This window comes from uncultured Neglectibacter sp. (genome assembly GCA_937958185.1).
Taxonomy (GTDB): domain Bacteria; phylum Bacillota; class Clostridia; order Oscillospirales; family Acutalibacteraceae; genus Acutalibacter.
On sequence record CALFFN010000028.1, the window covers coordinates 17,401 to 40,409 of the forward strand.

Sequence of the window (23,009 nt, forward strand, 5' to 3'; positions counted from 1 at the left end):
GCAAACAAAAAGTCCGTTTCCGGCAGCGCTGCCGAAAACGGACCTTATACGCACAGAAAGACCCTCTGCAACAGGGAGAGGAGAAAAGCGCGGTAAGCCGGAAATCGACAGCAGAAAAGACCTCAGGCGGTTTTGCCTGAAAGGCTCCCATTCTGTTTTTCACAGCTTACAGTTTCATCTTTTCACCAGGCTTTCTTACAAACTACGGTCATTATATGCGCCGAAACGGAAAAAGTCAAGCTTTTTCTCAGGTCAAAGCGTGTCCATTCTTTCTTCTAAGCTAACAGCACATATTCCTCCCGCCGCAGACGGAGGGAATATGCAGGGATTTTCCAGAAAAGGCATCCCCCTTGGGTCAGGCTTTTTTGGCTTCTTCTTCCGCCTCTGCCAGTTCCTTTTTGTAGAGGTACTTGTCCACATCGTCGATGATGTTCTGGGGCAGCTTTTTCTCCACGGGGAACGCCTTGGCGTTGATGACCGCCCTGCTGAATTCCAGCACGCCGGCAGAGGTCTGCGCCAGCGCTTCGGGGCGGAGGAAATCCAGAGTGTCAAAGCGGTTGTGGATATAGGCGGCGCCGTGGGCGCCTGCCCGCCCGAAATTCACCGCCGGAATGCCGTTGTCCGCAAAGGGAATGGAGTCGCTGGAATAAATGGTCTGCTTCACCTGCACGGGAAGCCCGGCGATCTTCATCAGGTAGTCGGCATAGTGCATCAGGCTTTCTTCCGCGGTAACGCCCAGTTCTTCCACGCCCAGCACGGGGCCGCCCACGTCGATGTTGATCATCAGAATGTGCTTGTCCAGCTCGTCCTTGTGGTCGCGGACAAACGCCTTGCTGCCCTCCAGACCGATCTCCTCCGAGCCGTACCACATGAACTTCACCGTGCGGCTAGGGGGATTCTCCTTGAAGTACCGCAGCATTTCCATGTTGATGACCGACCCGGCGCCGTTGTCGTACACGCCGGTGGAGAAGGGTACGGAATCGTAGTGGGAGCCAAAGGAAATAATTTCCTCCGGGTGCTCCGTGCCTGTCAGGGTGGCGATCACATTGTGGGAGGTGCGCTCCACCACGGTGTTTTTCAAGGTGAGCCTAGCTTTTGTTGCCCCTCTGCGCACCATGTCCATGGCGTCCGTGACCCGCAGGTTCACCATGGGCACATTGCCGAAGGAGCGCAGGGTCTTCCGCAGGGCGCGGGTGGAAAGGTCGGTCTCCTCCACCTTGTCCCGCAGCTCGCCCTCCATGGTGACGATGCCCGCCACGCCGGCTTTCATCAGCTTGCGGAACAGCGGCACCCGCAGGTAGCCGTTGACCAGAACGATCTTCCCGGCGGCGTCCAGGAGGTTTGCGTCCAGCCCGTTTTCAATGTACAGGAAATCGGCGGTCAGCCCGCCCTCCGGGGTGTTCTGGGCGCATTTGTAGCCCGTCACCTGATATTCCTGATGGAACGGCTCCAGAATTTCAAAGGTCGCGGTCTCGATGTCCGCGTCTTCGATCTGGAACGGCTCGATCACAGCGGGCACGCCGATGGCTTCGCATTCCGCCTTCAGAATTTCCGCCGCTTTCAGCTCCTCCGCAGACCCGGCGACCCGGGTAAAGCCGATTTTCTTCAGCAGCTCATATTCTCTTTCTCCACTGATATTCATGAAAACTCCCCTTTTCTGTCAATTTTCTTTATTCTATTCCCTTTTTTGGGGGTTGTCAACGGAGATTTAAAAAGCTCTCAAAAGTAGTGGGTATTATGCCAATCTTCTCGTGCTTGCTGTCTAATCTGTTCTTCTTCATACACTCTCTGACGCTCCGCTTCTTCTTTTCTTCTTTCTGATTCCTGTCTATCCATTTCCGCTCGCTCTTCCGAGCTTGCTGCTGCATACCTGGCAGCTTTCTCCTGCTCCAAAATTGTCATACCGATGAAAAACGATACAACGCCAACAACCGTAAGCGGTGCAATACCGCAATTCATTCCAATAAGAAATACTACTATCCCGATTCCCACCAATATTAAACCCCTTAAATCCTTTATGCGTTCCATAAGACCACCGTTTGTCTTGCGCATCACTGTTACCTTCCTTTCTTAATTTCTTTAATTTCCAGTTGTGAAATTCGGCAATTGCAGTACAACTTTCCCAGTAGATTTTTTACATCTGTGCGGCTGTATGCCTGTATTTCTGTTTCTGTGTGGACAGTATCCACAACAAATTTGACACAGTATAATTTCTTTTTTTCCATAATCCCATCTTCTGACAAAATGTCAATCTATAGCTAAGTATAGTAACGTTTTGTTGATAAGTCAAGCGATTTTTCGAAAAAATGTAAAATTATATCGACATTTAGTTTGATTTCATGAATTTTTTGCCTTTGCACGGTATACTACCCTTAGAAAACCCAGGGGGTGAAAAAATGCGGGAAAGGCTTCGGGAACTGCGCCTTCAGATGGGAAAGACCCAGCAGGAAATGGCTGACCTGCTGAATATCACCAGCTCCGCCTACAGCCTGTATGAAACCGGGAAACGCCAGCTGAACTATGAAAGCCTGTTGATTTTAGCAGATTATTTCGACGTGAGCCTGGATTATCTGTTTGGGCGCTCCAAGGTACGAAAACTGCCCGCAGAATTTACCCCCGCCGACTACCGTTTTTTGAAGCAGTACATCGCTTTGGACGAACGGGGGAAGAAAACCATACAGACCTTGCTGGACTTTGAAGCAAAATCAAAAAACACCCCAACATAAAAAGCGCCGTCTTTTGACGGCGCTTTTCCAATCACTCATTCCCAATAACTAACAACTAACTCCTAATGACTAACAACTGATATGCCACTCCACGCCGTCCGGCGTATCCTTCATCACCACATGGCGGGCGGCAAGCTCGTCGCGGATTGCGTCGGCGGCTGCCCAGTCCTTGTTCTTCCGGGCTTCCGCACGCTTCTGGATCAGGTCTTCGATCTCTTCCCGCTGGGTCTTGGAAAGCCCGTCGTCGGCGGGCTTTCCCTGCCTCTTTGCCGCTTCCAGCAGATTTAGGGACAGCACCCTGTCGAAATCCTCTGCCAGATAGCGTTTGGTGGCGTCGGAAATATTCGCTTTCAGCATATCGTACAGCACGGTGATCCCCAGAGAGGTGTTCAGATCGTTGCCCAGCGCCTGGGAAAATTTCTCCTGGAAGGGCTTTGCCGCTTCCCGGTCCGGCTCTCCCTCCGGGGAAAGCGCCGCGATCCGGCTGATGAGCTTCTGGTACGCCTGAGCGGCGTTATCCAGGCTTTCAAAGGAGAAGGTCAGGGGCTTGCGATAATGGGACTGCAGGCAGAAAAAGCGGTAGGCAAGGGGGTCGTACCCTTTTTCTTCCAGCAGGGAGACCGTCAGCTTGGCTCCCTTGGATTTGCTGATCTTCCCGCTGGTATCGTTCAGGTGCAGCACATGGAACCAGTATTTGCACCAGGGGTGCCCCAGATAGGCTTCGCTTTGGGCGATCTCGTTGGTATGGTGGGGAAAGGCGTTGTCAATGCCGCCGCAGTGAATGTCCAGATACTCCCCCAGCTCCTTTACGCTGATGGCGGAGCATTCGATGTGCCAGCCGGGATAGCCGTATCCCCAGGGGCTTTCCCATTTCAGCTCCTGATCCTCGAATTTGGACTTGGTGAACCACAGCACAAAATCGGTTTTGTTCCGCTTGTTCTCGTCGGCGTCCACGCTGTCCCGCACGCCTACCGCCAGATCCTCGCCGTTCTGGTTGCCGAACACATAGTAATTCTGAAGCCTGGAGGTGTCAAAGTACACATTTCCTCCCGCCTGATAGGCGTAGCCCTTTTCCAGCAGGACGGAGACCATCTCGATAAAATCGTCCACCCGGCTGGTGGCAGGCACCACGGTATCCGGCCAGCGGATATTCAGTTTTTCGCAGTCCGCCTTGAACGCGTCCGTATAGAATTTGGCGATCTCCAGCACGGTTTTGTGCTCCCGCCGGGCTCCGCTGAGCATTTTGTCCTCGCCGGTGTCCCCGTCGCTGGACAGGTGCCCCACGTCGGTAATATTCATGACCCGGTCCACCTGATACCCCTCGTACCGCAGGGCTTTTTCCAGCACGTCCTCCATCAGGTAGGAGCGCAGGTTGCCGATATGGGCAAAGGAATAGACCGTGGGTCCGCAGGTGTACATTTTCACCCTGCCCGGCTCGTGGGGCGTAAAGGCTTCCTTTTTCATGGTCAGCGTATTGGTAAGTTCCATAATTTTCCCTCCGTTATTTTGTTTCGGCTTCTGAATTGTCCTGTCTGGTTTCCAGCTGATTTAACTGCTCCTGCATTCGTTCCAGCTGACCCCGCAGATTGCAAAGCTCCATGGAAACAGGGTCCGCCACGTGGATCTGATCCAGCTGGGTGCTGGCGCATTCCACCTTTTTCCCGCCGATCTTCACCACTCTGGCAGGCACGCCCACGGCGGTGGCGTCCGGCGGCACGGCGTCCAGCACCACGGCGCCGGCTGCCACCCGGGCGTTGTCGCCCACAGTGAAAGGTCCCAGCACCTTTGCCCCAGCGCCGATGAGCACGTTATTGCCCAGGGTGGGGTGCCGCTTTCCATGGTCCTTGCCTGTGCCGCCCAGGGTCACGTTCTGGTACAGGGTGCAGTTGTCGCCGATCTCCGTGGTCTCGCCGATGACCACCCCCATGCCGTGGTCGATAAACAGCCCCTTGCCGATCTTCGCGGCAGGGTGTATTTCAATGCCCGTTTTCTTCCGGGAACGCTGGGAAATGAACCGGGCAAGAAATTTCATATTGTGCCGGTAGAACCAGTTTGCCCGGCGGTGCGCCCGCACAGCCTTAAAGCCGGAATAAAGGAAGTACACCTCTAACCGGGATCGGGCGGCAGGATCGCGCTCCATGACGGCGTCCAGGTCTTCCCGCAATTTCTGAAACAATAGGATCACTCCTTCCGAATTCGAGCCGTGAGATATTAGATTTTTTAGATTCTGGATACTGGATGCTGGATGCTGGATAAGAACAAGGGCGATAATAGTTTAGCGGTTATCGGAAAACCGTTTTCCAAAGCCTCTGCTTTCGCACATTTAGGTCCCTGCCTTTTCGATCATGCTGCCGTGTGCGATTTTTTCTTTCTTCAGCGGGGGGGCTTCGGTCTCGCCTTTGGCTCGGTCAGCGCTGAACGGTCTCCACCGGAGACCAGCGCCCCCCCGCCTGCCCCTGATAAAAGGCAGATAGCCTGCGGTTTTCCTATCAGGAGTGAATAATTGCTCGTTGCTCATTTCTCATTGCTCATTTCATGTGTGCTAAACTCCAATTTATCTCTAAAGAGTAAATAAAAAGCCCCCGCAGACGAAACGCTCCGTCTGCGAAGGCGATTTTGGCCGCGGTTCCACTTCGCTTGGTTCTCAACAGGACGGTAACGGCTCCCGCCGGGCAGGGATTTCCCCCTGCCTGCTCCGGAATGCATTTCTCCCCCGCCGCTGCCGAAAAGGGTTCCAGCCGGCAGCGCTGCTCACTGCTCGCCCTTTTCTCTCTGCTGCCCGGTGCCTGGGGGTACTTCTTTCCTTCAATGCATTTGCTTCTCTGCTATATTTTATGCTGCAGCCCCGACAATGTGATTATTTCTCAAAGCTGAGCTGCTGTCCTTTATACTTGCTGCGCTCCTCCCTGCGGCGCTCCAGCAGGGCGTCGATCTTCTGGTGGGGGTCGATCAGGGAGCTGACAGAAATATCATGGTTCAAGGCGGAAATAAAATACGCAATATACTTGGACACGTCCACCTCGTAGAACCAGGGACGGTTCTTCAATTCTTCCGTACGGTAGGTCAGGTTGGAGCCGAACACGCCGTCGACCACGCCCTCCCGGTACGCCTTGTCAAAGGTGGCAAGCCCGTTGGTAAAAATCGCGTAAGTAGCATAGGCAAAAATGCGCTTTGCCTTCCGCTCCTTCAGGTTGTAGGCAATGTCCAGCATGGATTCGCCGGAGGAAATGATATCGTCGGCGATGAACACGTCCTTGCCCTCCACGTCGGAGCCCAGATATTCATGGGCAACGATGGGGTTGCGCCCGTCCACCACCCGGGAATAATCCCGGCGCTTGTAGAACATTCCCATTTCCACGCCCAGCACGGAGGCGTAATACATGTTCCGGCTCAAAGCACCCTCGTCGGGGCTGACAATCATAAAATCATTTCTGTCTGTGGACAGATCGGGGAAATTGCGGAACATGGTTTTCAGCACCTGGTAGCTGGGCATCAGATTGTCAAAGCCCATCAGGGGCACGGCGTTCTGCACCCGGGGGTCGTGGGCGTCAAAGGTCACAACGTTTTCTACGCCCATGGCGCGCAGCTCCTGCATTGCCACGGCACAGTCCAGAGATTCCCGGTAGCTTCTGCGGTGCTGCCTGCCGCCGTACAGCAGGGGCATGATCACGTTGATGCGGTGCGCTTTGCCGCTGGCGGCCTGGATCAGGCGCTTCAGGTCCTGAAAATGGTCGTCGGGGGACATGTGGTTCTCTTTGCCGAAATAGTTGTACACGCAGCTGTAGTTGCCAACGTCTACAATGAAAAACAGGTCATAGCCCCGCACGGTGTCGGTGATGATCCCCTTGCCGTCGCCGGAAGAAAATCTGGGGCAGCTGGATTTGATGCGGAAGGTGTCGATTTCCAGCCCGGCTTCCTTTGCCCATCTGAGCAAATGGGCTTCGATCTTGGTAGAAAGCTCTTCCGCGCCCTCCAGGGAAACGATCCCCAGAGGGGCGATGCGATTGGCAGGGCTGAAAGAAAACTGCGCCGCTTGTTCCATGTTTTTTGACCGTCCTTTCTCCATCCACAGATATTTGATTGTCACGAACCGCTTCTATTCAGGATTTTAACACAATCCGGCGAACAATTCTACAAGAAACGGCGAAAAATTCCCGAGAATTTTTATTTTGCACAGCCCCTACAATTTTTTTGGGCAGAACACACCTTATTTTGTGTGTCCCCGCAATACCACAGAGCCGTAGCCGGGCAGGGTCATCCGGGCTTTTTCCTCTCCATCGGGAACAGTGGAAAATCCCGCAGGCAGGGAAACGGTCCTTTCCCCGCCGGAGAAATTTTGCAGGAACAGATAGGAAAGCTCCCCGTCCTCTCTCAGGCAGGCTTCCACGCCCTGGGGCGGGTCTGCGTCCAGCGCTTTTTTCAGCTGCAGCTCTTCCGCCAGCCGGTGGTAAAAATCGTGGCAGAATGCTTCGTCCGTCCGGGCGGCGATATAATACGCCCTGCCTTTTCCAAAGGAATTTACTGTCAGGGCAGGCTCGCCCCTGTAGAAATCCTCCCCGTAAACGCCCAGTACCTCGGCGCCCTTTGCATGGATCAGGGCGCAAAGCTCGGAAACGCCATACGCCTTCCCGCCGGAAAGCAGGGTGTTTTTCTCCCCGTCCCACAAGCCGTCGGTGGATTCGTTCCACACGCCGAACACGTCCATCAGCCCGCCGCCGGGCCAGCCGCCCAGATAGCAGAGGTCGTTTTCATTGACAAGCCCGGTCAGGTACGTCCCCACCAGCGTGCCGCCGTTTTCGGTGAAGGTCTTCAGCTTTTCTTCAAAGCCCTCCCGCAGCAGGTAGAGCATGGGGGCGATGACCAGCCTGTAGCCGGAAAGGTCGGCTTCCTCGTCAACGACGTCCACGGCAATGCCCTGTTCCCACAGCGCCTTATACTGCTGCTGCACGGTTTCCACATAGTGAATGCCGCAGTTTCTGGGACCTGCCGCGCCTTTGAGCGCCCAGCCGTTTTCCGTGTCGTACACCAGCGCCACCTGCGCCTTTACCGTGCTGCGGGAAACGCTGTCGAGCTGTTCCAGCCGCTCGCCCACTTCCGTCACATCGCGGAACACTCTGGTGTCGGACCCGCCGTAGTGGTCCACCACCGCGCCGTGGAATTTTTCCGTAGAGCCCCGGCTTTTGCGGAACTGGAAATACTGCACGGAATTGGAGCCGTGCGCCACCGCCTGCATACTGGCGGCAAGGTGCATTCCCGGGCGCTTCAGCCGGGAGACCGGCGTCCAGTTGGTCATGCTGGGGGTGGACTCCATCAGCAGGAAGGGCTGGCACTTCAGGGAGCGCATGAAATCGTGCCACAGCGCCACCTGCGCTGCCACCTCGCTGTTGTCCCCGGCTTTCCACCAGGGGTAGCTGTCCCAGGAGATCACGTCCAGCTCGTCCCGGAATTTCCCATAATTATAATCGTCAAAATAATACATGAAATTGGTGGTGACGGGCAGGCTGGCGTCCGCCGCCTTTACCGCGTCCCGCTCCAGCTTCATAAATTCGATAACCTGATCGGTGGTGAACCGTTTCCAGTCCAGGTTCAGCCCGTGGGTGCCCGTTTCCCCATTGGGGACGGGGGCGTGTATCTGCTCCCAGTCGGTGTAGGTGTGGCTCCAGAAATCCGTCCACCACTGGTGGTTCAGGTTGTCCAGCGTGCCGTACTTTTTCTTCAGCCATTCCCGGAACGCCGCCTGGCACAGCGGGCAGTAGCAGCTGCCGCCGTATTCATTGGACAGGTGCCACAGGATCACGCCGGGGTGGGGGGCAAAGCGCTTTGCCAGCGCCGTGTCCAGCGCCTTTACCTTTTCCCGGTAGACCGGCGAGGTGTAGCAGTGGTTGTGCCGCCCGCCTGTCTCGTCCCGCTTGAGCTCCCGGGACACCCGGCGGATCTCCGGGTACTTTTCGCTCATCCAAACGGGCTTCGCCCCGGAGGGGGTCGCCAGCACGGTATAAATTCCGTTTTGGTACAAATTGTCAATGATTTTTTCCAGCCAGTCGAAGTGGTATTCTCCCTCTTTGGGCTCCAGTTTTGCCCAAGCGAAAATACCCACGGAAACGCAATTGATATGGGCTTTTTTCATCAGCTCGATATCTTTTTCCAGAATATCCGGGCGGTCAAGCCACTGGTCGGGGTTATAGTCCCCTCCATGCAGCAGATGGGGAAAGCGCGGGGTCAACGGGTTCATAGGAAAGCTCCTCTCATAATGCGGTCCTGCCCCCATTGTACTATGAACCCCTGGAAGTAGCAAGCGTTTTTTGCCATGGCGCAACGTGGAGAAAGCCCGGTCCTTTCGCCGGCTGCGGACAAAACAGAGGGGAAATTGACAGGAAAAATTTTTGCGGGTATGATAAACTGTTCCCATCACAAGGAAAGGACGGAGAAACTATGTTGGAACAAGCCCTGCGAGACCACTATTTGAGCACAGGTTCCTACACCTGTGCCGGAGCTTATGGGGAATACTTTCAAAGCCTGCCCGACGACCCGCGGGCGCTGGGGAACCTGATCTCCCACCAGATCGTCCACCGGGTCACCCTGCGGGAGGGCAATGGGGGCGCAAACGCCGACCTGCGATACGGCGACATGAACCGTTACCCGTGGTACCGCCACCGCTGCGAGGACGATATCTTCCTCACCGCCCCTGCCATGACGGCGGAGCTGTTCCGGCTGGACAGCCGGGGCTTTGTGCCGGACAGGGCGGTGGAGCACAAGCTGATCCTCACCTGCCGGTATGTTTCCGTTCTGGTCAGCGCCATTTACAAGGCAAAGGGCGTTCCCTGCCGCAGCCGGGCGGGCTTTGCCCCCTATTTCCGTCCCGGCGCCAGCATGGACCACTGGATCAACCAGCTTTGGAGCGACAAAGAGGACCGCTGGGTCACCATTGACGCCGACGGGTTCTATGACGAAGCCGCCATGGGGATCGACCAGTACGACATGGCGGAAAGCGCCTTTGACTGGGCAGCCGCCGCGTGGCTCAGTATCCGCAACGGAAAAGAAGACGGCAGCCGCTATCTTTACGCCGACGGGCTGGGCACCTGCTCCTTAAAGGCTGTGATCCGCTACCTGTTCTATGATTTCCACGCCCTGATGAACGACGAGATTTCCTACGAGTTCCAGCCCTGCTATGCGGACGGGAAATTCGATGCGCTGACAGAAGCGGACTTTCAAGAACTGGACGGGCTGGCGAAGCTGCTGCTGGAGCCTGACAAAAACTTTGCCGCGCTGAAAAACCTGTGGGAAACAAGCCGCAGGCTCCGGGTGCTGAACAGCCCGCTGGTGGGCGATTGGGACAATCTGCCGCTGCTGGGATAGATTCGCGCCTGCTGTTTCAAAGCTCAAAGGGACGTTTGGCCTTTTCTGTCAAACGTCCCTTTTCTGTGCCTTTACGTTTGAAAAATTTAGGTGTATAATGTCACACGATGTTATTTTGAGGTGTGCGCCTATGAACGAAAAAGAGAAAAATGCCGCCGCTTTCCGGCAGGGGCTGAAAAGCGGTATCCCCATCGGGGCGGGGTATTTCGCCGTTTCCTTTGCACTGGGCATTGCGGCAAAAAATGCGGGGCTTTCCCCCTTTCAAAGCTTTTTGACCAGCCTTTTGTGCAATGCCTCCGCCGGGGAATATGCCGGGTTCACGGTGATCGCCGCCCATGCCGCGCTAGTGGAAATGGCGCTGATGATCTGCATTGCCAATGCCCGCTATCTGCTGATGTCCACCGCCATGAGCCAGCGCATGGACCCCCAGGGGAACCCCATTCACCGCTTTTTCATGTCCTTCTTCATTACGGACGAGCTGTTCGCCATCACCATTGCCCGCCCGGGATATTTGAGCCCGTGGTACATGTACGGGGCGATCACGGTCGCTTCCCCCAGCTGGGCGGCGGGCACGGCGCTGGGGTGCTTTGCCGGGGACGTCATGCCCCAGCGGGTCGTCAGCGCGCTGAGCGTGGCGCTGTTCGGAATGTTCCTGGCGGTGATCGTTCCCCCTGCCCGCAAAAGCCGGGTCATTGCCGGGCTGATCCTCATTTGCTTTGCCGCAAGCTACGGGTGCAGCGTGCTGCCGTGGGTCTCCCTGCTTTCCGAGGGGACCCGCACCATTCTGCTGACCGTCGTCATCGCTTCCGGGGCGGCGCTGCTGTTCCCCCACCCGCAGGAGAACACCATGGAGGACGCTTCGCCCTCCAAGCCATAACACACGGGATATTCCACAGGACAAAAAAGGAAAGTGACCATAAAAATGAAAATTTACGCCTACATTCTGGTGATGGCAGGGGTGAGCTATGTCATTCGCGCCCTGCCCATGACCCTGATCCGCAAGCCCATTCGCAGCGTGTTTTTGCAATCCTTTCTCTATTATGTGCCCTATGTGACCCTGGCGGTGATGACCGTTCCCGCCATTATCAACGCCACCCAAAGCCCTGTCGCGGGCATTTTGAGCCTGGCGGTGGGTCTGTTTGCCGCGTGGAAAGGAGCCGGGCTGCTTCCCGTGGCGGTGCTCTGCTGCGCAACCGTCTTTGTCACGGAATTAGTGCTCCTATAGTGGACGGCTTCCGGGCGCGCTTCTTTCAGAAGCGGAAAGCTTCCTCACAAAAAAGCGGCAGATTTTCTGAAAACTTACAAATTTCCCCCAAATCCGACAGGAAACGACAAAAACTCCCCCTTGACAAGCAAAAAGGGGAGCTTTATATTTTATGTGAGGTTTATCGTCAACGTGGTGAAACGACGCCAAAGCCCGGAAAAGCGGCAGACACCGTTTAGCTTGGAAGCTTAATAGGGCTTCACCACAGAAGCGGGCGCATCGGTTTCTTCCATTTCTTTCAGCAAAGTCAAAACAGCTTTCTTCACTTTGGTGTTTTTGATCCGCTTGATTTCAAAATACAGCTCGTCATCTATTGCCGGAAGCGGCTCCCGCAGATTGGTATGACCGATCAGGTAATCCACCGTCACGTTCAGCTTGTCGGAAAGGTCTTTCAAGGTAGAAAAATTCGGCTCTCGAACGCCGTTTTCATACTGACCGTAGGTGGAGGGGTTCAAGCCGAGGAACTCTGCCATTTTCTCTATCGTAAAACCTTTCTCGTTTCGCAAGGTCCGCAAATTCATCATCAGCCATTTCACCCTTCCTGTACCCTATCAGGCTTTATCCTATTGGTATCGTACAGGTTATTTTTCCATTCATCAAACACAATATGAGATATACACTCGTATTGAAATATTTGGAGTGTTCGCTATGCAAAAGCAATTTTTCCAGCAAACTCTCAGCCAAAAAGAGCTCCAAGCGCTGCTTCTCGATTCCCTGCGGACGCTGCGGCTCAATGTGGGTATGAAGCAGGAGACGGTGGCGGACTTCCTGCACATCTCGCGCTCCACCTATTTCCTGCTACGAAACGGGGTGCTCGGTGCCCAGCGTGTTCATCCTGTATTCGCTCTGCCAGCTTTACGATGTTCCCATGGAGACCTTTTTCGCGCCGGTTGCCGGGCTGTGTCCCGACAGACCGCGGGTGCGGGAGCATCTGGAACAGAACGGATAAGAAAAGTCTCCTTTCTTTTGCAACCCCCATTCCCAACGCAAAGGTTGTTTTTCCCGAAATGTGCCACAATACATGCAACCAGAAACGGAAAGCTTTCTAACAGAAAAACGGCAGATTAGATTTTTGGAAGACTTCTAAACCTCCCTGAAATCCGACAGGAAACGATAAAACTCCCCCTTGACAAGGAAAAGGGGGAGCTTTATCCTAATAAAATCATTTGACAACGCCCCTAAAAGGGGCTATAATAAAAACACAAGGAGATGCCTGCTGGTAACAAGCACCTCCCCGTGGCGGAAACCCAAACGGTTGCCACAGTACATATATCACACTAAGTTGAGGGTTTACCCCTCAAACCATCGGTGAGCCATCTGTTTGCGGCAGACGGCTCACTTCTTTTTGTTACGGAACTTGTCCAGCACCTGAATAAGGATCCAACCGATAGACACGATCCAGAAAACTTCTTGAAGTGTTATGTATATCACCTCCTTGGAATTTCTCCCGCGAGGGCTCTATACACGCCTTCCTTTCCGCTCTCGCGGGGGTCAGGCAACCGTCTTTTTAACCTCCACCGTATCTTACGATCGTGGTGGCTGGGTTTCACAATGGCAGTATATCTAATTCGGCAGCGAATGTCAATTTTTTGAGAACTGCCCGCTAATTCTCCCGCGGTTCGCTGCCCGCACGCAAACCTCAGGAAAAGGTTGTTTTTTTCCCCGAAATGTGCCACAATACATGCAGAAGGAAAAACGGGCTTCCGGGTCTCCCGAAAGCCGTTCAAAGAGAGGAACGGGGTTTATGGAATCCTTAAAAGAGCTTTATCGAATCGGCAGGGGACCGTCCAGCTCCCACACCATGGGACCGTCCCACGCGGCGGCGCTGTTTCAGAAAGCGTTCCCCCAGGCGGACAGCTTTCAGGCAACGCTGTTCGGCTCCCTGGCGAAGACCGGGCGGGGGCATTTGACAGACGTTGCCATCAAGGACGCCTTTGCCCCCCTGTACGCCGGGGTGATCTTCAACACGGACGCCACCGACCTGAAGCACCCCAACACCATGGAGCTGGAAGCCTTCCAGAACGGCACAGGCATTGGCAAGTGGCGGGTATACAGCGTGGGCGGCGGCAAAATAGAGATCGAAGGGCAGACCGCCGTGGCGGCGCAAGACGTATATCAGCTGAGCACATTTGCGGAAATCAAGGACTACTGCCAGCGGACGGGAAAGCGGCTTTGGGAATTTGCCGAGGAAAACGAGGGCGCGGAGCTGTGGGACTATCTTGCCGATGTATGGGAGCATATGAAAAGCGCCGTTTCCCGCGGGCTTGACACCGAGGGCGTTCTCCGGGGCGGGCTGAACGTCCAGCGGAAAGCAAAATATCTGTTCCGCCAGCGCCATATCGACGAAAGCGCCGAAACCCGGGAGAACCGGGTGGTCTGCGCCTATGCCTTTGCGGTCAGCGAGGAAAACGCCGGCGGCGGCACCATCGTCACCGCCCCCACCTGCGGCGCCTGCGGGGTGCTTCCTGCGGTGCTCCTCTACGAGCAGGAGCGCCACGGCTTTTCCGACACGGAAATGATCCACGCGCTGGCTGCCGCCGGGATCGTCGGCAATATCATCAAGACGAACGCTTCCATTTCCGGCGCGGAATGCGGCTGCCAGGCGGAGATCGGCAGCGCCTGCTCCATGGCGTCCGCCGGGCTGGCGGAGCTGTTCGGCATGGAGCTGGATCAAATCGAATACGCCGCGGAGGTGGCGATGGAGCACCATCTGGGCTTGACCTGCGACCCCATCGGCGGTCTGGTGCAGATCCCCTGCATTGAGCGCAACGCCGTCGCCGCCATGCGGGCGATCAATGCCCTGAGCCTGGCAAATTTCCTGACCTACACCCGGAAGATCAGCTTTGATATGGTGATAAAAACCATGTATGAAACCGGCAGGGATTTGTTCAGCAAATACCGGGAAACCAGCGAAGGCGGGCTGGCAAAGGTCTATGCCGAGTGACTTTTCGTTGATAGGCTGCCGCTGTATTTTTAGAAGAATTTTTTGAAACCCCGCTGGCTTGAAGCGCTTTAACCAGAAAAAAGCCCCCTGTTTCTTTTCCAGAAGCAGGGGCTTTTTGCGGAGTGAAAGGATAGAAACCGGGCAAAAATTCAGCCAATAATTAAGCTTGCGTTCCACCGGGACGCGCTCTTCTCGCCTGTCGGCTCGGTCGGTTCGCAGCTTGTGCGCCACTGGCGCACGCTCTTCTCGCCTGTCGGCTCGGTCGGCGCTAAACGATCTCCACCGGAGATCAGCGCCCCTCACGGGTCCGAATCCCCTTGGACAAAAAATGCCCTTACCCGAAAAAAGTTGGTAGCGCAGTGGAGCCGTCGTGAGCGCGTTTACAAGCGAACAGGCGTAGCAAGCGAGACTTTTTTCGGAAAGGAGCGGCAATCCGAACGGTGAAGCCGAATTTTGCGCAAAAAATGCGGCGAACCACAAGGATTCGCCGCGACGTGGTGACCCATCGGGGATTCGAACCCCGGACACCTTGATTAAAAGTCAAGTGCTCTGCCAACTGAGCTAATGAGTCATGGGGCTGTTCTCACGCCTGGGAGAACAGCTTATCTATTATAACAGGGAAATTTCGGGCTGTCAACCTCAAATTCCCGCGGAAGCGGCTGTTTTTTCTCTCACTTCACTACAAAATGCTTCGTCAGGCTTTCGCCGTCCCGGAGCCAGCGCCCGGAAACAGCGCTGAGATTCAAGCCGCCGTGCATGAGCAGCGCGCCGGAATAGGTTTCGCCGGTCTCCTCATCGGTATAGAGCTTGTCGGGGTCCAGCCCCCGCAGGCACTGGCGCTGGTACAGGTTCTCCGGCTGGCGCATGACCACCCGGGTGAACAGCACCTCGTTCTTATCCTGGCTGACAAACTCCCAGTCGCAGACAAAGGCGTTTTCCGTGGGGGCGGTGATCCTGTAAAAATCGCCAAAACGGATGAGCTCGTAATACTTGTGATAGTCCTGCACCTGCCGCTTGACGATCTCCTTTTCCTCCGCCGTCAGCTTCCGGGGGTCCAGCTCATAGCCAAAGGTGCCGCACATGGCGACGTTGCCCCGGGTGACGATATCCGTCCTCGGATTGGCGGACACGTGGGCGCCAATGGCGGCGATGGGATAGCACAGGGACGCGCCGAACTGAATAGTCAGCCGCTCGATGGCGTCGGTGTTGTCGCTTGCCCAGATCTGAGGGGAATAGTACATCATGCCGGCGTCAAACCTGCCGCCGCCGGAGGAACAGTTTTCCAGCAGAATGTGGGGGAAGGCGGTGGTGACCCGGTCCATCAGGTCGTACACGCCCAGCACATAGCGGTGGAAGAATTCCCCCTGCCGCTCCGGCGGGAGCTGCAGGCTGGCGGCTTCAGTGATATTGCGGTTGCAGTCCCACTTGATATAGGCGATGTTTGCCTTGGAGATCACGTCTGCCATCTGCTGGAAGATGTAGTCCCTCACGTCCGCACGGGTCATGTCCAGCACACACTGGTGCCGGGAAATGGATTTTCCCCTGCCGGGGGCACAGACCGCCCAATCCGGGTGGGCACGGTACAGGTCGCTATCCGGGTTTATCATCTCCGGCTCGTACCAAATGCCGAACTTCACACCCAGAGCGTTTACCCTGTCCACCAGCTGCCCCAGCGTGCCGCCCAGCTTTTCTTCGTTGACCTGCCAGTCGCCCAGCGCCCGGTGGTCGTCAAAGCGGTTGCCGAACCAGCCGTCGTCCATCACCAGCATATCAATGCCCAGCTCTTTGGCTTCCCTGGCAAACTCCACCAGCTTGTCGCCGTCAAAATCGAAATACGCCGCTTCCCAGCTGTTGATAAGCAGGGGGCGCTTCTTTTTTGTCCACTCGCTGCGCATCAAATGGTCCAGATAGAAGTGGTGGAAGGTGCGGCTCATGCCGCCGACGCCGTTTTCGGAATAGACCAGCACCGCTTCCGGCGTGGTGAAGGTCTCTCCCGGCTCCAGCCGCCAGCGGAAGTCCTCGGGGTTGATGCCCGCCAGCACGCGGGGGCAGCCCCGGGTGTCCACCTCGATGTCTATGGCAAAATTGCCGCTGTAGATGAGATTCAAGCCGTAAGCGTCTCCCGTTTCCTCGGTGGCGGTCCTGTCCACCAGAGCCGCAAAGGGATTGTGGTTGGGTCCCGTCATGCCGCGCTTGGAGTGAATGGACTGTATCCCGTGGTGCAGGGGCTGGCGCTCGGTCGTGTTTTCCTTTGCCCATTTGCCGTACACATGGATCATGTCCATATCCATGGTAGGCAGCTCCAGGCAGGCGCTGTAGACCTGCTCCAGCTCCACAGCCTTGTCGCCACTGTTTTCCACCCGGACGCTGCGGGTCATGACGCCGTAATCCTCAAACACGGTGTACAGCAGGAACACCTTGACGCCCGTCACCGCGTCCACCGTTTCCACTTCCAGCGTTTCCGCTTCGTCCTCTTTCGCGAAGGTTGCGGGCAGACCGGGCAACGGGGGCTTTCCTTTCGTGATCTTGTGGGAAACGTACCGCAGGTCGGTCACGGTGTTGCCGTCCCCGCCCCGAACGGTACAGGCGGAAATGCGGAAGTCCCCCGCGCCGTTCCCCGGGTACTCCATGGGGTTGATATCCGCGGAAAACAGGGGGTCGTCCACCTTGTCCGCATAGGGGCTGAGGGAATCGAACCAGCCGCGGTACATCAGGTGTTTCAAATTGTTGTCGGGCAGCTTTGCCCCATAGTACAGGTGGACCAAAAAGCCCTCGTCATACACCAGAAAGGCATAGGTGGAGCTTTTGGTGTCCAGCTTGAAGATTTTTTTCGTTTCGTCAAAAAAGACAGGCATAAAGCGACCTCCGAATCCAAAATGAGTACGGCAACATTCTAGCACAGCGGTGAGAGGAGAACAAGCCTTTTCGGAAAGAAAAGTTTTTCATTTCCTGATATGCTTTCCAGCACATAAAAACGCCGCTTGCGCGGCGCTTGTTTCTTCAAAAGATTTCCCCCTGCGCAAGCAGAGGTCTTAAGCTTATTCCCGTTCTGCAAAATAGGCGCGGGCATAAGTCTCGTCCCCGGTGAGGGAGGAAAGCAGCAGCCGGTAGACCGCCTCCGGGTTTTGATAAAAATTCCGCTCGATGAGCTTTGCCCCGTTCCAGTCCGGCGCATAGAGGGAAACGCTCATCAGTTCCATCTCGCCGCCGGAAATGTGGCAGGTGATCTGGTACCCTTTCTCCGTCTCCGCGATCTCCACCCGGTTCTCCCGGCGAGCCTTTGCCTCCGCCATCAGCCGCATGGCGGCTTCCAGCGCCTTGTCCCGCACGGAAAGGGGCAGCGTCGCGTCAAGGCTCCCGGCAATTTCCCTGCCGGAAGCGGTCACGGTGTACAGCCCGTTTTCGTCCTGCGCGATGTTCCCCTGCCGCAGCAGCGCCGCCAGCGCGTCGCCAACCTCGAAATAATTTGCCAGCGCCTTGCCCTGTATGATCTGGGAAATGCTCTCCCCGGACAGCGGTGCGTCCACGCTGGCGAGGATATAGCACAGCAAAATGCGGATATCGTTCTGCGTCCAAAGCCCACCGGGCTCTACTCCCCCGGTAAATGCGTCCCTGCTCATGGCGCGCCCCTTTCCAGATGTTAGTTGTTAGTTATTAGTTGTTAGACAGGGGCTATCGGAACCAAATCTTCCGGGACCCCGTCTCCGGCATTCAGTATACTATATTTTTTCGGTTTTGACCAGACCCGTCTCCGTTTTTTCCCATTGGGGAAGCTGACGCCGGAAAATTTTTCAAAAAAATTTTGAAAATCGGTGAGTGTTTTTTCCTGTTCGATTGTATAATAGGCAAATCCAGTTTCTGGAAAGGAGAAACTATCATGTTCAAAAGAAAGCTGAAAAGAATCGTTGGGCTCGTCCTGTCCGCCGTACTGTTGCTCTCTTCCACTGCTTTGCCTGTCAGTGCAGAGGAAAACCACGGTGAAGTTGGTAAAAATTCCATGGCGGAGGACATTTATTTCCTGCCGGAAGAGGTCGCCACGGAAATAGGGCGCCTGTTTTTGGAGGACATGAAAAAGGAAGAATATACCGCTTGGAATGAAGACACAGAAGTGGTATCTACCACTCCGCTGTATGCGGAGGACGGGGAAACCTATAATGCATACTGCATTGAATTTACCATTGGCTATGTGGTGGTTGCCGCCCACGCCGACGTGTCCTCCCCTATTTTGGAATGGTCCGATACGGAAGAACCCTATTACGCGGAAATGGAAAAGCAAAGAAGCACCCGGAAAATCGTCTATCTCGGCGCGCTGGACTATCTGGCGGATAACGGCAGCGATACTCTTGTATCCGCGATTGGCGAGGAGGTGCCCCGGAACGAGCTGGTCAATACTCTGGAAGAACGCCGGGACGAGAAATACGTCAATGCGGAAACCGCCGAAGCCATTGCGGAAATCACTTCAAATGACGGCAAACGGCGTATCAATACTCCAAATTGGCCCGGTGGTTATATCATTGACCCTTTTATATATGCAAATAAAGTTTACGGCGGAACATTCTACAATGTAAACTGGGCAAACCATTGGTACAATATTGTTGACAGCGACAGTGCCAATTTCAACTTTGCGATTATGTCAGATTTCGCCAAAAACGAACCGAACTGTTGCCCTACTGCCATCACAAATATGATAAGAATGTATGGAAGAAAATATAACGACAAAAGCATTCTGCAAGATAGTTATACTTCCATTTATAGTAAAGTAATGAGCGCAAATTATGGCTATTATGTCCCAGAAGGTGATTTTTTTAAGAATTTTGGTGGAGTTCCCCCCGAAAAAGCTCCAAAATTTCTCCAAGATGCATTCTACAAGTATTACATAAATACTGTTTCCACGACAACGGACATGTATCAATTGAATTATCAAGAGGTAAAAAAAGCATTTAGCTCTCCTGATAAATTGATAATGGTCGGGCTTCTAAAAAACGATTCCAAACACCCGTATGGCAGCCACGCTCTCGTGGGCTACGCCTATACCCGAATTTGTAACGATAAGGTCTATCGCGCGTTTGTAAAAGTCGGCGATGGCAGAAACAGAATAGGTCGTTATATTGAAATTGACGCTGTTTCACCCGGCAGTCAGTGCTTTACTGTTTCGCTTAAATAAGAGGGAATAACCATGAAAAAGAACCGTATCTTCCACATTTTCCTTGCCCTCGTTTTGGCTGCGGTGCTTGCCGCCGGTGGCTTTTCTCTCGATATCCTCATCAACGGCAAGCGGCTGCCGCTGTCCCGGGAAAGCGTTCGCTCCATAGAGGTATACAGGTTTCCTCCTCCTACCCACAAAAAATTTCGCTGGGAGCTTGCGGAAGATAAAAACAAAATTGAGGAAACACTTTCTTTTTTGAACAGCTTTCGGTACGGTATTTTGGAGGAAGAGATGAACCGGGCCTATGGCGATACCCTGTTTGACATCACTGTTACTTATCAACATCATCAGGAAATTTTCTATTTCTACCCTGACGCCATCCTTATTCGACCAACCGCAGAAGCTATCATCACCTACCATGCCTATGTTGCGCAGGACACTGAAAAGTATCTGGAAGCAGCCGCACGGCTTGAAGAAGCTCTCTTTGGCAGCTAACTTCGGAAAGGAAGGCAATAAAATGAAGAAGAACCATATCTCCCGCATTTTCCTTGCCCTTATTTTGGCTGCGGTGCTTGCCGCCAGCGGCTGGGGGCTGGATATTCTCATCAACGGCAAGCGGCTGCCGCTATCCCGGGAAAGTGTTCGGAAAGTTTTGGTTGACATCAGTCTTGACCTGCCGGGTTATTCGGACATGGAGCTAGAGGACAGACGTCTTTTTCTGGACAACAGCGACCCAGAAGATCAGGAAATCATTAAGGAAGCTCTTTCACTGTTGAAGGAGTTTCGATATGCGGAAATCGGCACCGCAAAAGATGGGGCGCGATTCAACGACGTATTATGCTCTATGAAAATTACCTACCGGCACCATCAGGAAGACTTCTGGATTTTTCCTGACAGGGTTCGGTGTTTCAACTCCCTGAAAGAATCAACCGACTCGCCCACCTACATGGAAAAAAATTCCGAAAAATTCCGGGAACGGATCGAACGTTTCGCCGAAATCGTTTACGGAGAGAAAAACGACTGACCCTGAAAGGAGAACACATGAAACGAAAAATGAAACTGTTGATTTGCTGTTCTGTGGCTCTGGCACTGGCGCTGATCCTCTGCGGCATTTTCTTCGGCGACCGGCTGATAAACGGGGACAGGCTGAAAATCCGCGAGGACATTCCCGTCCGGGTCGATTATTGCCCTAACGGAGACGCTGCGGTCACCCGCGCTTTTGTGGACAAAAAGCTGACAGAAGAATTTATGGCATTTCTCAAGGACTTCCGTTACGACGATTATTTTATCCCCGGAGCTTCCCTGGGGTGGAACGCGAACCTCACCTTCTATTTTCAGGACGACACGTTCTTTTTTGTGGATATCCGCTCAGACCAGTCCATGATCGTAGACCCGAATGACGGGAAACACCCGCTGACCATTTATTACCCCAAGGATACTGCCGCCTATCGGGAAAAGCGAAAATACTTTTTGGAAAAGTTTTCCACAGCGGCGGGGTTCCCCGTAAAAACGGAGTGGGAAAATTTTTCCGAAAGCGCGGGCTTGCCCTGAAAACGGTGACTGCCAAAGGAAAGCCTGCCCCTCTCGCCCGTAGCATGAAAAACGATCGTTCCGCTCAGGGAAAAACCTTCCCCTGTTTCAACTGACCCGGTTTTTACCGGGTCAGTTTCTTCTTGCAATTTTTTGAGGGATATGGTATACTCTCTCTGAAATGTTGCCACGGCAACGTAATTTGCAAAAGAGGTGGCTCTGTGGACCTGACGGCGGAGGAAAAGCTTATAGTGGAACGCTCCGGCTTATTTGCGGGCATTTCCCCGGAAAAGCTGACAGAAATGCTCCATTGCCTTCCCGCCCGGCGGGCGGCATTTTCCCAGGGGGAATTCCTGCTGCGGGAGGGCGATACCGTAAACGATGTGGGGCTGGTGCTTTCCGGGCACGCGGTATCCCTGAGAACCGACGGGCAGGGTGCGCCGCTGCTGCTCACCTCGCTGGAAAGCGGCAGCTTTGTGGGCATTCTGGTCGCCGGGAGCCGGGAGAGGAAAAGCCCGGTGTCCGTGCAGGCGAAAACGCCCCTTGCCGTCCTCTTTTTCCCTGCCGACGCGCTGATTTTCCCCTGCGGGAAAAACTGCCCGGAGCACCGGCGGCTGACCGAAAACCTGCTTGCCTGCATGGCGGAAAAATCCCTGTCGCTGAACGACAGGATCGACTGCCTTGTCCGCCGGGGCGTGCGGGAAAAGATCCTGGTGTACCTGCGCCATATGGCAAAGGCGCGGGGCAGCCGGGAATTCTTCATTCCGCTGGACAGGGAAGCCATGGCGGGCTACCTGAATGTGGAACGCACCGCCCTGTCCCGGGAGCTTTCCCGCATGAAAGCGGAGGGGCTGCTGGAATATCGAAAAAATTTCTTCCGCCTGCTGCAATGACGGCGAAGAACAACTTAAAAGGAGAGATTTTTATGAAAAAACTGATCGCCCTTACATTGGTGCTGATGCTGTGCCTGACCCTGTCCGCCTGTGGGAACAGCGCGCCCGGCTCCACCCCCGCAGGCTCCGCTTCATCGTCTTCTGAAGCTCCCAGCTCTGCCCCGGCGTCTTCCATGCCGGAAAGCGAGGCGTCCCAAGCCGCATCGGAGCCTGCCGAGGTCGCCGCTTTGAAAGGTCCCACCGCCATGGGCATGGTGCAGCTGATGGAACAGGAAGCTGCCGGCGACGCCCCGCAGTTCCACTTTGAGATCGCGGCTTCCGCCGACGAGCTCACCCCCCGGCTGGTGCAGGGGACGCTGGACATTGCCGCCGTGCCTGCCAACCTTGCTTCCGTGCTGTACAACAACACGGAGGGAAAGATCAGGGTGCTGGCGGTGAACACCCTGGGCGTGCTGTATCTGGTGGAAAGCGGGGACACGGTGCATTCTGTGGAGGACCTGCGGGGAAAGACCGTCTATTCCAGCGGGAAAGGCTCCACCCCGGAATACGCCCTCACCTATATGCTGTCCCAAAACGGCATTGACCCGGAAACCGACGTGACCATCGAATGGAAATCGGAGCATTCCGAATGCGTGGCGGCGCTGGCGGCGGAGGAAAACGCCATTGCCATGCTGCCCCAGCCCTTTGTCACCACGGCGCAGATGAAAAATGAAAATATCCGCGTGGCGCTGGACCTGACCAAAGAATGGGAAAACCTTTCCTCCACCGCAAACACTGCCGCCACCCTGATTACCGGCGTGGTGGTGGCGCGGGCGGAGTATGTCGAGGAGAACCCGGAGCAGGTGGCGGATTTCCTCTCAAAATACGAAGCTTCCGTGAAATACGTCACCACCGATATTGACGGCGCCGCCGCGCTGGTCGGGAAATACGACATCGTGCCGGAGGCTGTGGCAAAGCAGGCTCTGCCCCAGTGCAACATCACTTTCCTTGCCGGGGAGGAAATGCGGGAAAAGCTTTCCGCTTACCTCCAGATACTGTTTGAGCAGAACCCCAAAGCGATCGGAGGCGCAATGCCCGGTGACGACTTCTACTACCTCCCCTGACCGCAGCAGGCTGTCCCATATTCTGGCGGCGGCATTCTGGCTCCTCC

The 23,009-nt window shown here is 55.0% G+C and carries 21 protein-coding genes and 1 tRNA gene; 12 read left to right on the plus strand and 10 right to left on the minus strand.

Features of this window, described 5'->3' with window-relative positions:
- Positions 1 to 355: 355 nt before the first annotated feature.
- Entirely contained in the window at positions 356 to 1,642 is a 1,287-nt protein-coding gene (locus AB8996_RS09225; protein WP_369298687.1) for a M20/M25/M40 family metallo-hydrolase, read from the minus strand.
- Between the two features lie 77 nt (positions 1,643 to 1,719).
- Positions 1,720 to 2,052 carry a hypothetical protein gene (locus AB8996_RS09230; RefSeq protein WP_369298688.1) on the minus strand — a complete coding sequence of 111 codons (333 nt, stop codon included), beginning with the start codon at positions 2,050 to 2,052 and terminating at the stop codon, positions 1,720 to 1,722.
- A gap of 344 nt (positions 2,053 to 2,396) precedes the next feature.
- Between AB8996_RS09230 and AB8996_RS09235 the strand changes: the two genes are divergently transcribed.
- Positions 2,397 to 2,726, plus strand: coding sequence for a helix-turn-helix domain-containing protein (locus tag AB8996_RS09235; RefSeq protein ID WP_369298689.1), 330 nt, complete (start codon positions 2,397 to 2,399; stop codon positions 2,724 to 2,726).
- 69 nt (positions 2,727 to 2,795) lie between these two features.
- On the opposite strand, the gene cysS is transcribed toward AB8996_RS09235, so the two are convergent.
- The 4 genes from cysS to AB8996_RS09255 form a co-directional block, all read right to left on the minus strand.
- Entirely contained in the window at positions 2,796 to 4,214 is a 1,419-nt protein-coding gene (cysS, locus tag AB8996_RS09240) for a cysteine--tRNA ligase (RefSeq protein WP_369298690.1), read from the minus strand.
- Between the two features lie 13 nt (positions 4,215 to 4,227).
- Complete coding sequence (gene epsC / locus AB8996_RS09245) at positions 4,228 to 4,902, minus strand: serine O-acetyltransferase EpsC (RefSeq protein WP_369298691.1); 675 nt, start codon at positions 4,900 to 4,902, stop codon at positions 4,228 to 4,230.
- 681 nt (positions 4,903 to 5,583) lie between these two features.
- Positions 5,584 to 6,768: a ribose-phosphate pyrophosphokinase gene (locus tag AB8996_RS09250; RefSeq protein ID WP_369298692.1), complete on the minus strand. Its 1,185-nt coding sequence runs from the start codon at positions 6,766 to 6,768 to the stop codon at positions 5,584 to 5,586.
- A 165-nt stretch (positions 6,769 to 6,933) separates the two neighbouring features.
- The gene (locus tag AB8996_RS09255; protein ID WP_369298693.1) at positions 6,934 to 8,958 is read right to left on the minus strand and encodes a beta-galactosidase; all 2,025 of its coding nucleotides are present in this window, start codon (positions 8,956 to 8,958) and stop codon (positions 6,934 to 6,936) included.
- A 200-nt stretch (positions 8,959 to 9,158) separates the two neighbouring features.
- Between AB8996_RS09255 and AB8996_RS09260 the strand changes: the two genes are divergently transcribed.
- The 3 genes from AB8996_RS09260 (at position 9,159) to AB8996_RS09270 (ending at position 11,307) form a co-directional block, all read left to right on the plus strand.
- Positions 9,159 to 10,082, plus strand: coding sequence for a hypothetical protein (locus AB8996_RS09260; protein WP_369298694.1), 924 nt, complete (start codon positions 9,159 to 9,161; stop codon positions 10,080 to 10,082).
- A gap of 130 nt (positions 10,083 to 10,212) precedes the next feature.
- Positions 10,213 to 10,959 (plus strand): AzlC family ABC transporter permease, encoded by a 747-nt coding sequence (locus tag AB8996_RS09265; RefSeq protein WP_369298695.1) that lies wholly within the window; start codon positions 10,213 to 10,215, stop codon positions 10,957 to 10,959.
- A gap of 39 nt (positions 10,960 to 10,998) precedes the next feature.
- The gene (locus tag AB8996_RS09270) at positions 10,999 to 11,307 is read left to right on the plus strand and encodes an AzlD domain-containing protein (RefSeq protein WP_369298805.1); all 309 of its coding nucleotides are present in this window, start codon (positions 10,999 to 11,001) and stop codon (positions 11,305 to 11,307) included.
- Between the two features lie 227 nt (positions 11,308 to 11,534).
- On the opposite strand, the gene AB8996_RS09275 is transcribed toward AB8996_RS09270, so the two are convergent.
- Complete coding sequence (locus AB8996_RS09275; RefSeq protein WP_369298696.1) at positions 11,535 to 11,870, minus strand: helix-turn-helix domain-containing protein; 336 nt, start codon at positions 11,868 to 11,870, stop codon at positions 11,535 to 11,537.
- 302 nt (positions 11,871 to 12,172) lie between these two features.
- Between AB8996_RS09275 and AB8996_RS09280 the strand changes: the two genes are divergently transcribed.
- Both AB8996_RS09280 and AB8996_RS09285 read left to right on the plus strand, forming a co-directional pair.
- Positions 12,173 to 12,295 (plus strand): hypothetical protein, encoded by a 123-nt coding sequence (locus AB8996_RS09280; protein ID WP_369298697.1) that lies wholly within the window; start codon positions 12,173 to 12,175, stop codon positions 12,293 to 12,295.
- Between the two features lie 795 nt (positions 12,296 to 13,090).
- The gene (locus AB8996_RS09285; RefSeq protein WP_369298698.1) at positions 13,091 to 14,290 is read left to right on the plus strand and encodes an L-serine ammonia-lyase; all 1,200 of its coding nucleotides are present in this window, start codon (positions 13,091 to 13,093) and stop codon (positions 14,288 to 14,290) included.
- Positions 14,291 to 14,785: 495 nt separating this feature from the next.
- Here the strand turns inward: AB8996_RS09285 and AB8996_RS09290 are convergent.
- The 3 genes from AB8996_RS09290 to AB8996_RS09300 form a co-directional block, all read right to left on the minus strand.
- Positions 14,786 to 14,861: transfer RNA gene (locus AB8996_RS09290), tRNA-Lys, on the minus strand.
- A 100-nt stretch (positions 14,862 to 14,961) separates the two neighbouring features.
- Positions 14,962 to 17,145: an alpha-galactosidase gene (locus AB8996_RS09295; protein WP_369298699.1), complete on the minus strand. Its 2,184-nt coding sequence runs from the start codon at positions 17,143 to 17,145 to the stop codon at positions 14,962 to 14,964.
- Between the two features lie 183 nt (positions 17,146 to 17,328).
- Positions 17,329 to 17,910, minus strand: coding sequence for a DUF4364 family protein (locus AB8996_RS09300; protein ID WP_369298700.1), 582 nt, complete (start codon positions 17,908 to 17,910; stop codon positions 17,329 to 17,331).
- Positions 17,911 to 18,167: 257 nt separating this feature from the next.
- Between AB8996_RS09300 and AB8996_RS09305 the strand changes: the two genes are divergently transcribed.
- The 6 genes from AB8996_RS09305 (at position 18,168) to AB8996_RS09330 (ending at position 22,962) form a co-directional block, all read left to right on the plus strand.
- Positions 18,168 to 19,454, plus strand: a complete 1,287-nt coding sequence (locus AB8996_RS09305) for a hypothetical protein (protein WP_369298701.1) — start codon at positions 18,168 to 18,170, stop codon at positions 19,452 to 19,454.
- 12 nt (positions 19,455 to 19,466) lie between these two features.
- The gene (locus AB8996_RS09310; protein ID WP_369298702.1) at positions 19,467 to 19,931 is read left to right on the plus strand and encodes a hypothetical protein; all 465 of its coding nucleotides are present in this window, start codon (positions 19,467 to 19,469) and stop codon (positions 19,929 to 19,931) included.
- A complete protein-coding gene (locus AB8996_RS09315) occupies positions 19,921 to 20,460 on the plus strand; it encodes a hypothetical protein (protein WP_369298703.1) in 540 nt (179 codons plus the stop codon). Before AB8996_RS09310 ends, AB8996_RS09315 begins: the two co-directional genes overlap by 11 nt.
- Before the next feature lie 29 nt (positions 20,461 to 20,489).
- On the plus strand, positions 20,490 to 20,987 hold the full coding sequence (locus AB8996_RS09320; RefSeq protein ID WP_369298704.1) for a hypothetical protein: 498 nt from the start codon (positions 20,490 to 20,492) through the stop codon (positions 20,985 to 20,987).
- A gap of 200 nt (positions 20,988 to 21,187) precedes the next feature.
- Positions 21,188 to 21,859 (plus strand): Crp/Fnr family transcriptional regulator, encoded by a 672-nt coding sequence (locus AB8996_RS09325; RefSeq protein WP_369298705.1) that lies wholly within the window; start codon positions 21,188 to 21,190, stop codon positions 21,857 to 21,859.
- Between the two features lie 32 nt (positions 21,860 to 21,891).
- Positions 21,892 to 22,962, plus strand: a complete 1,071-nt coding sequence (locus AB8996_RS09330) for an MqnA/MqnD/SBP family protein (RefSeq protein ID WP_369298706.1) — start codon at positions 21,892 to 21,894, stop codon at positions 22,960 to 22,962.
- Positions 22,963 to 23,009: the final 47 nt, after the last annotated feature.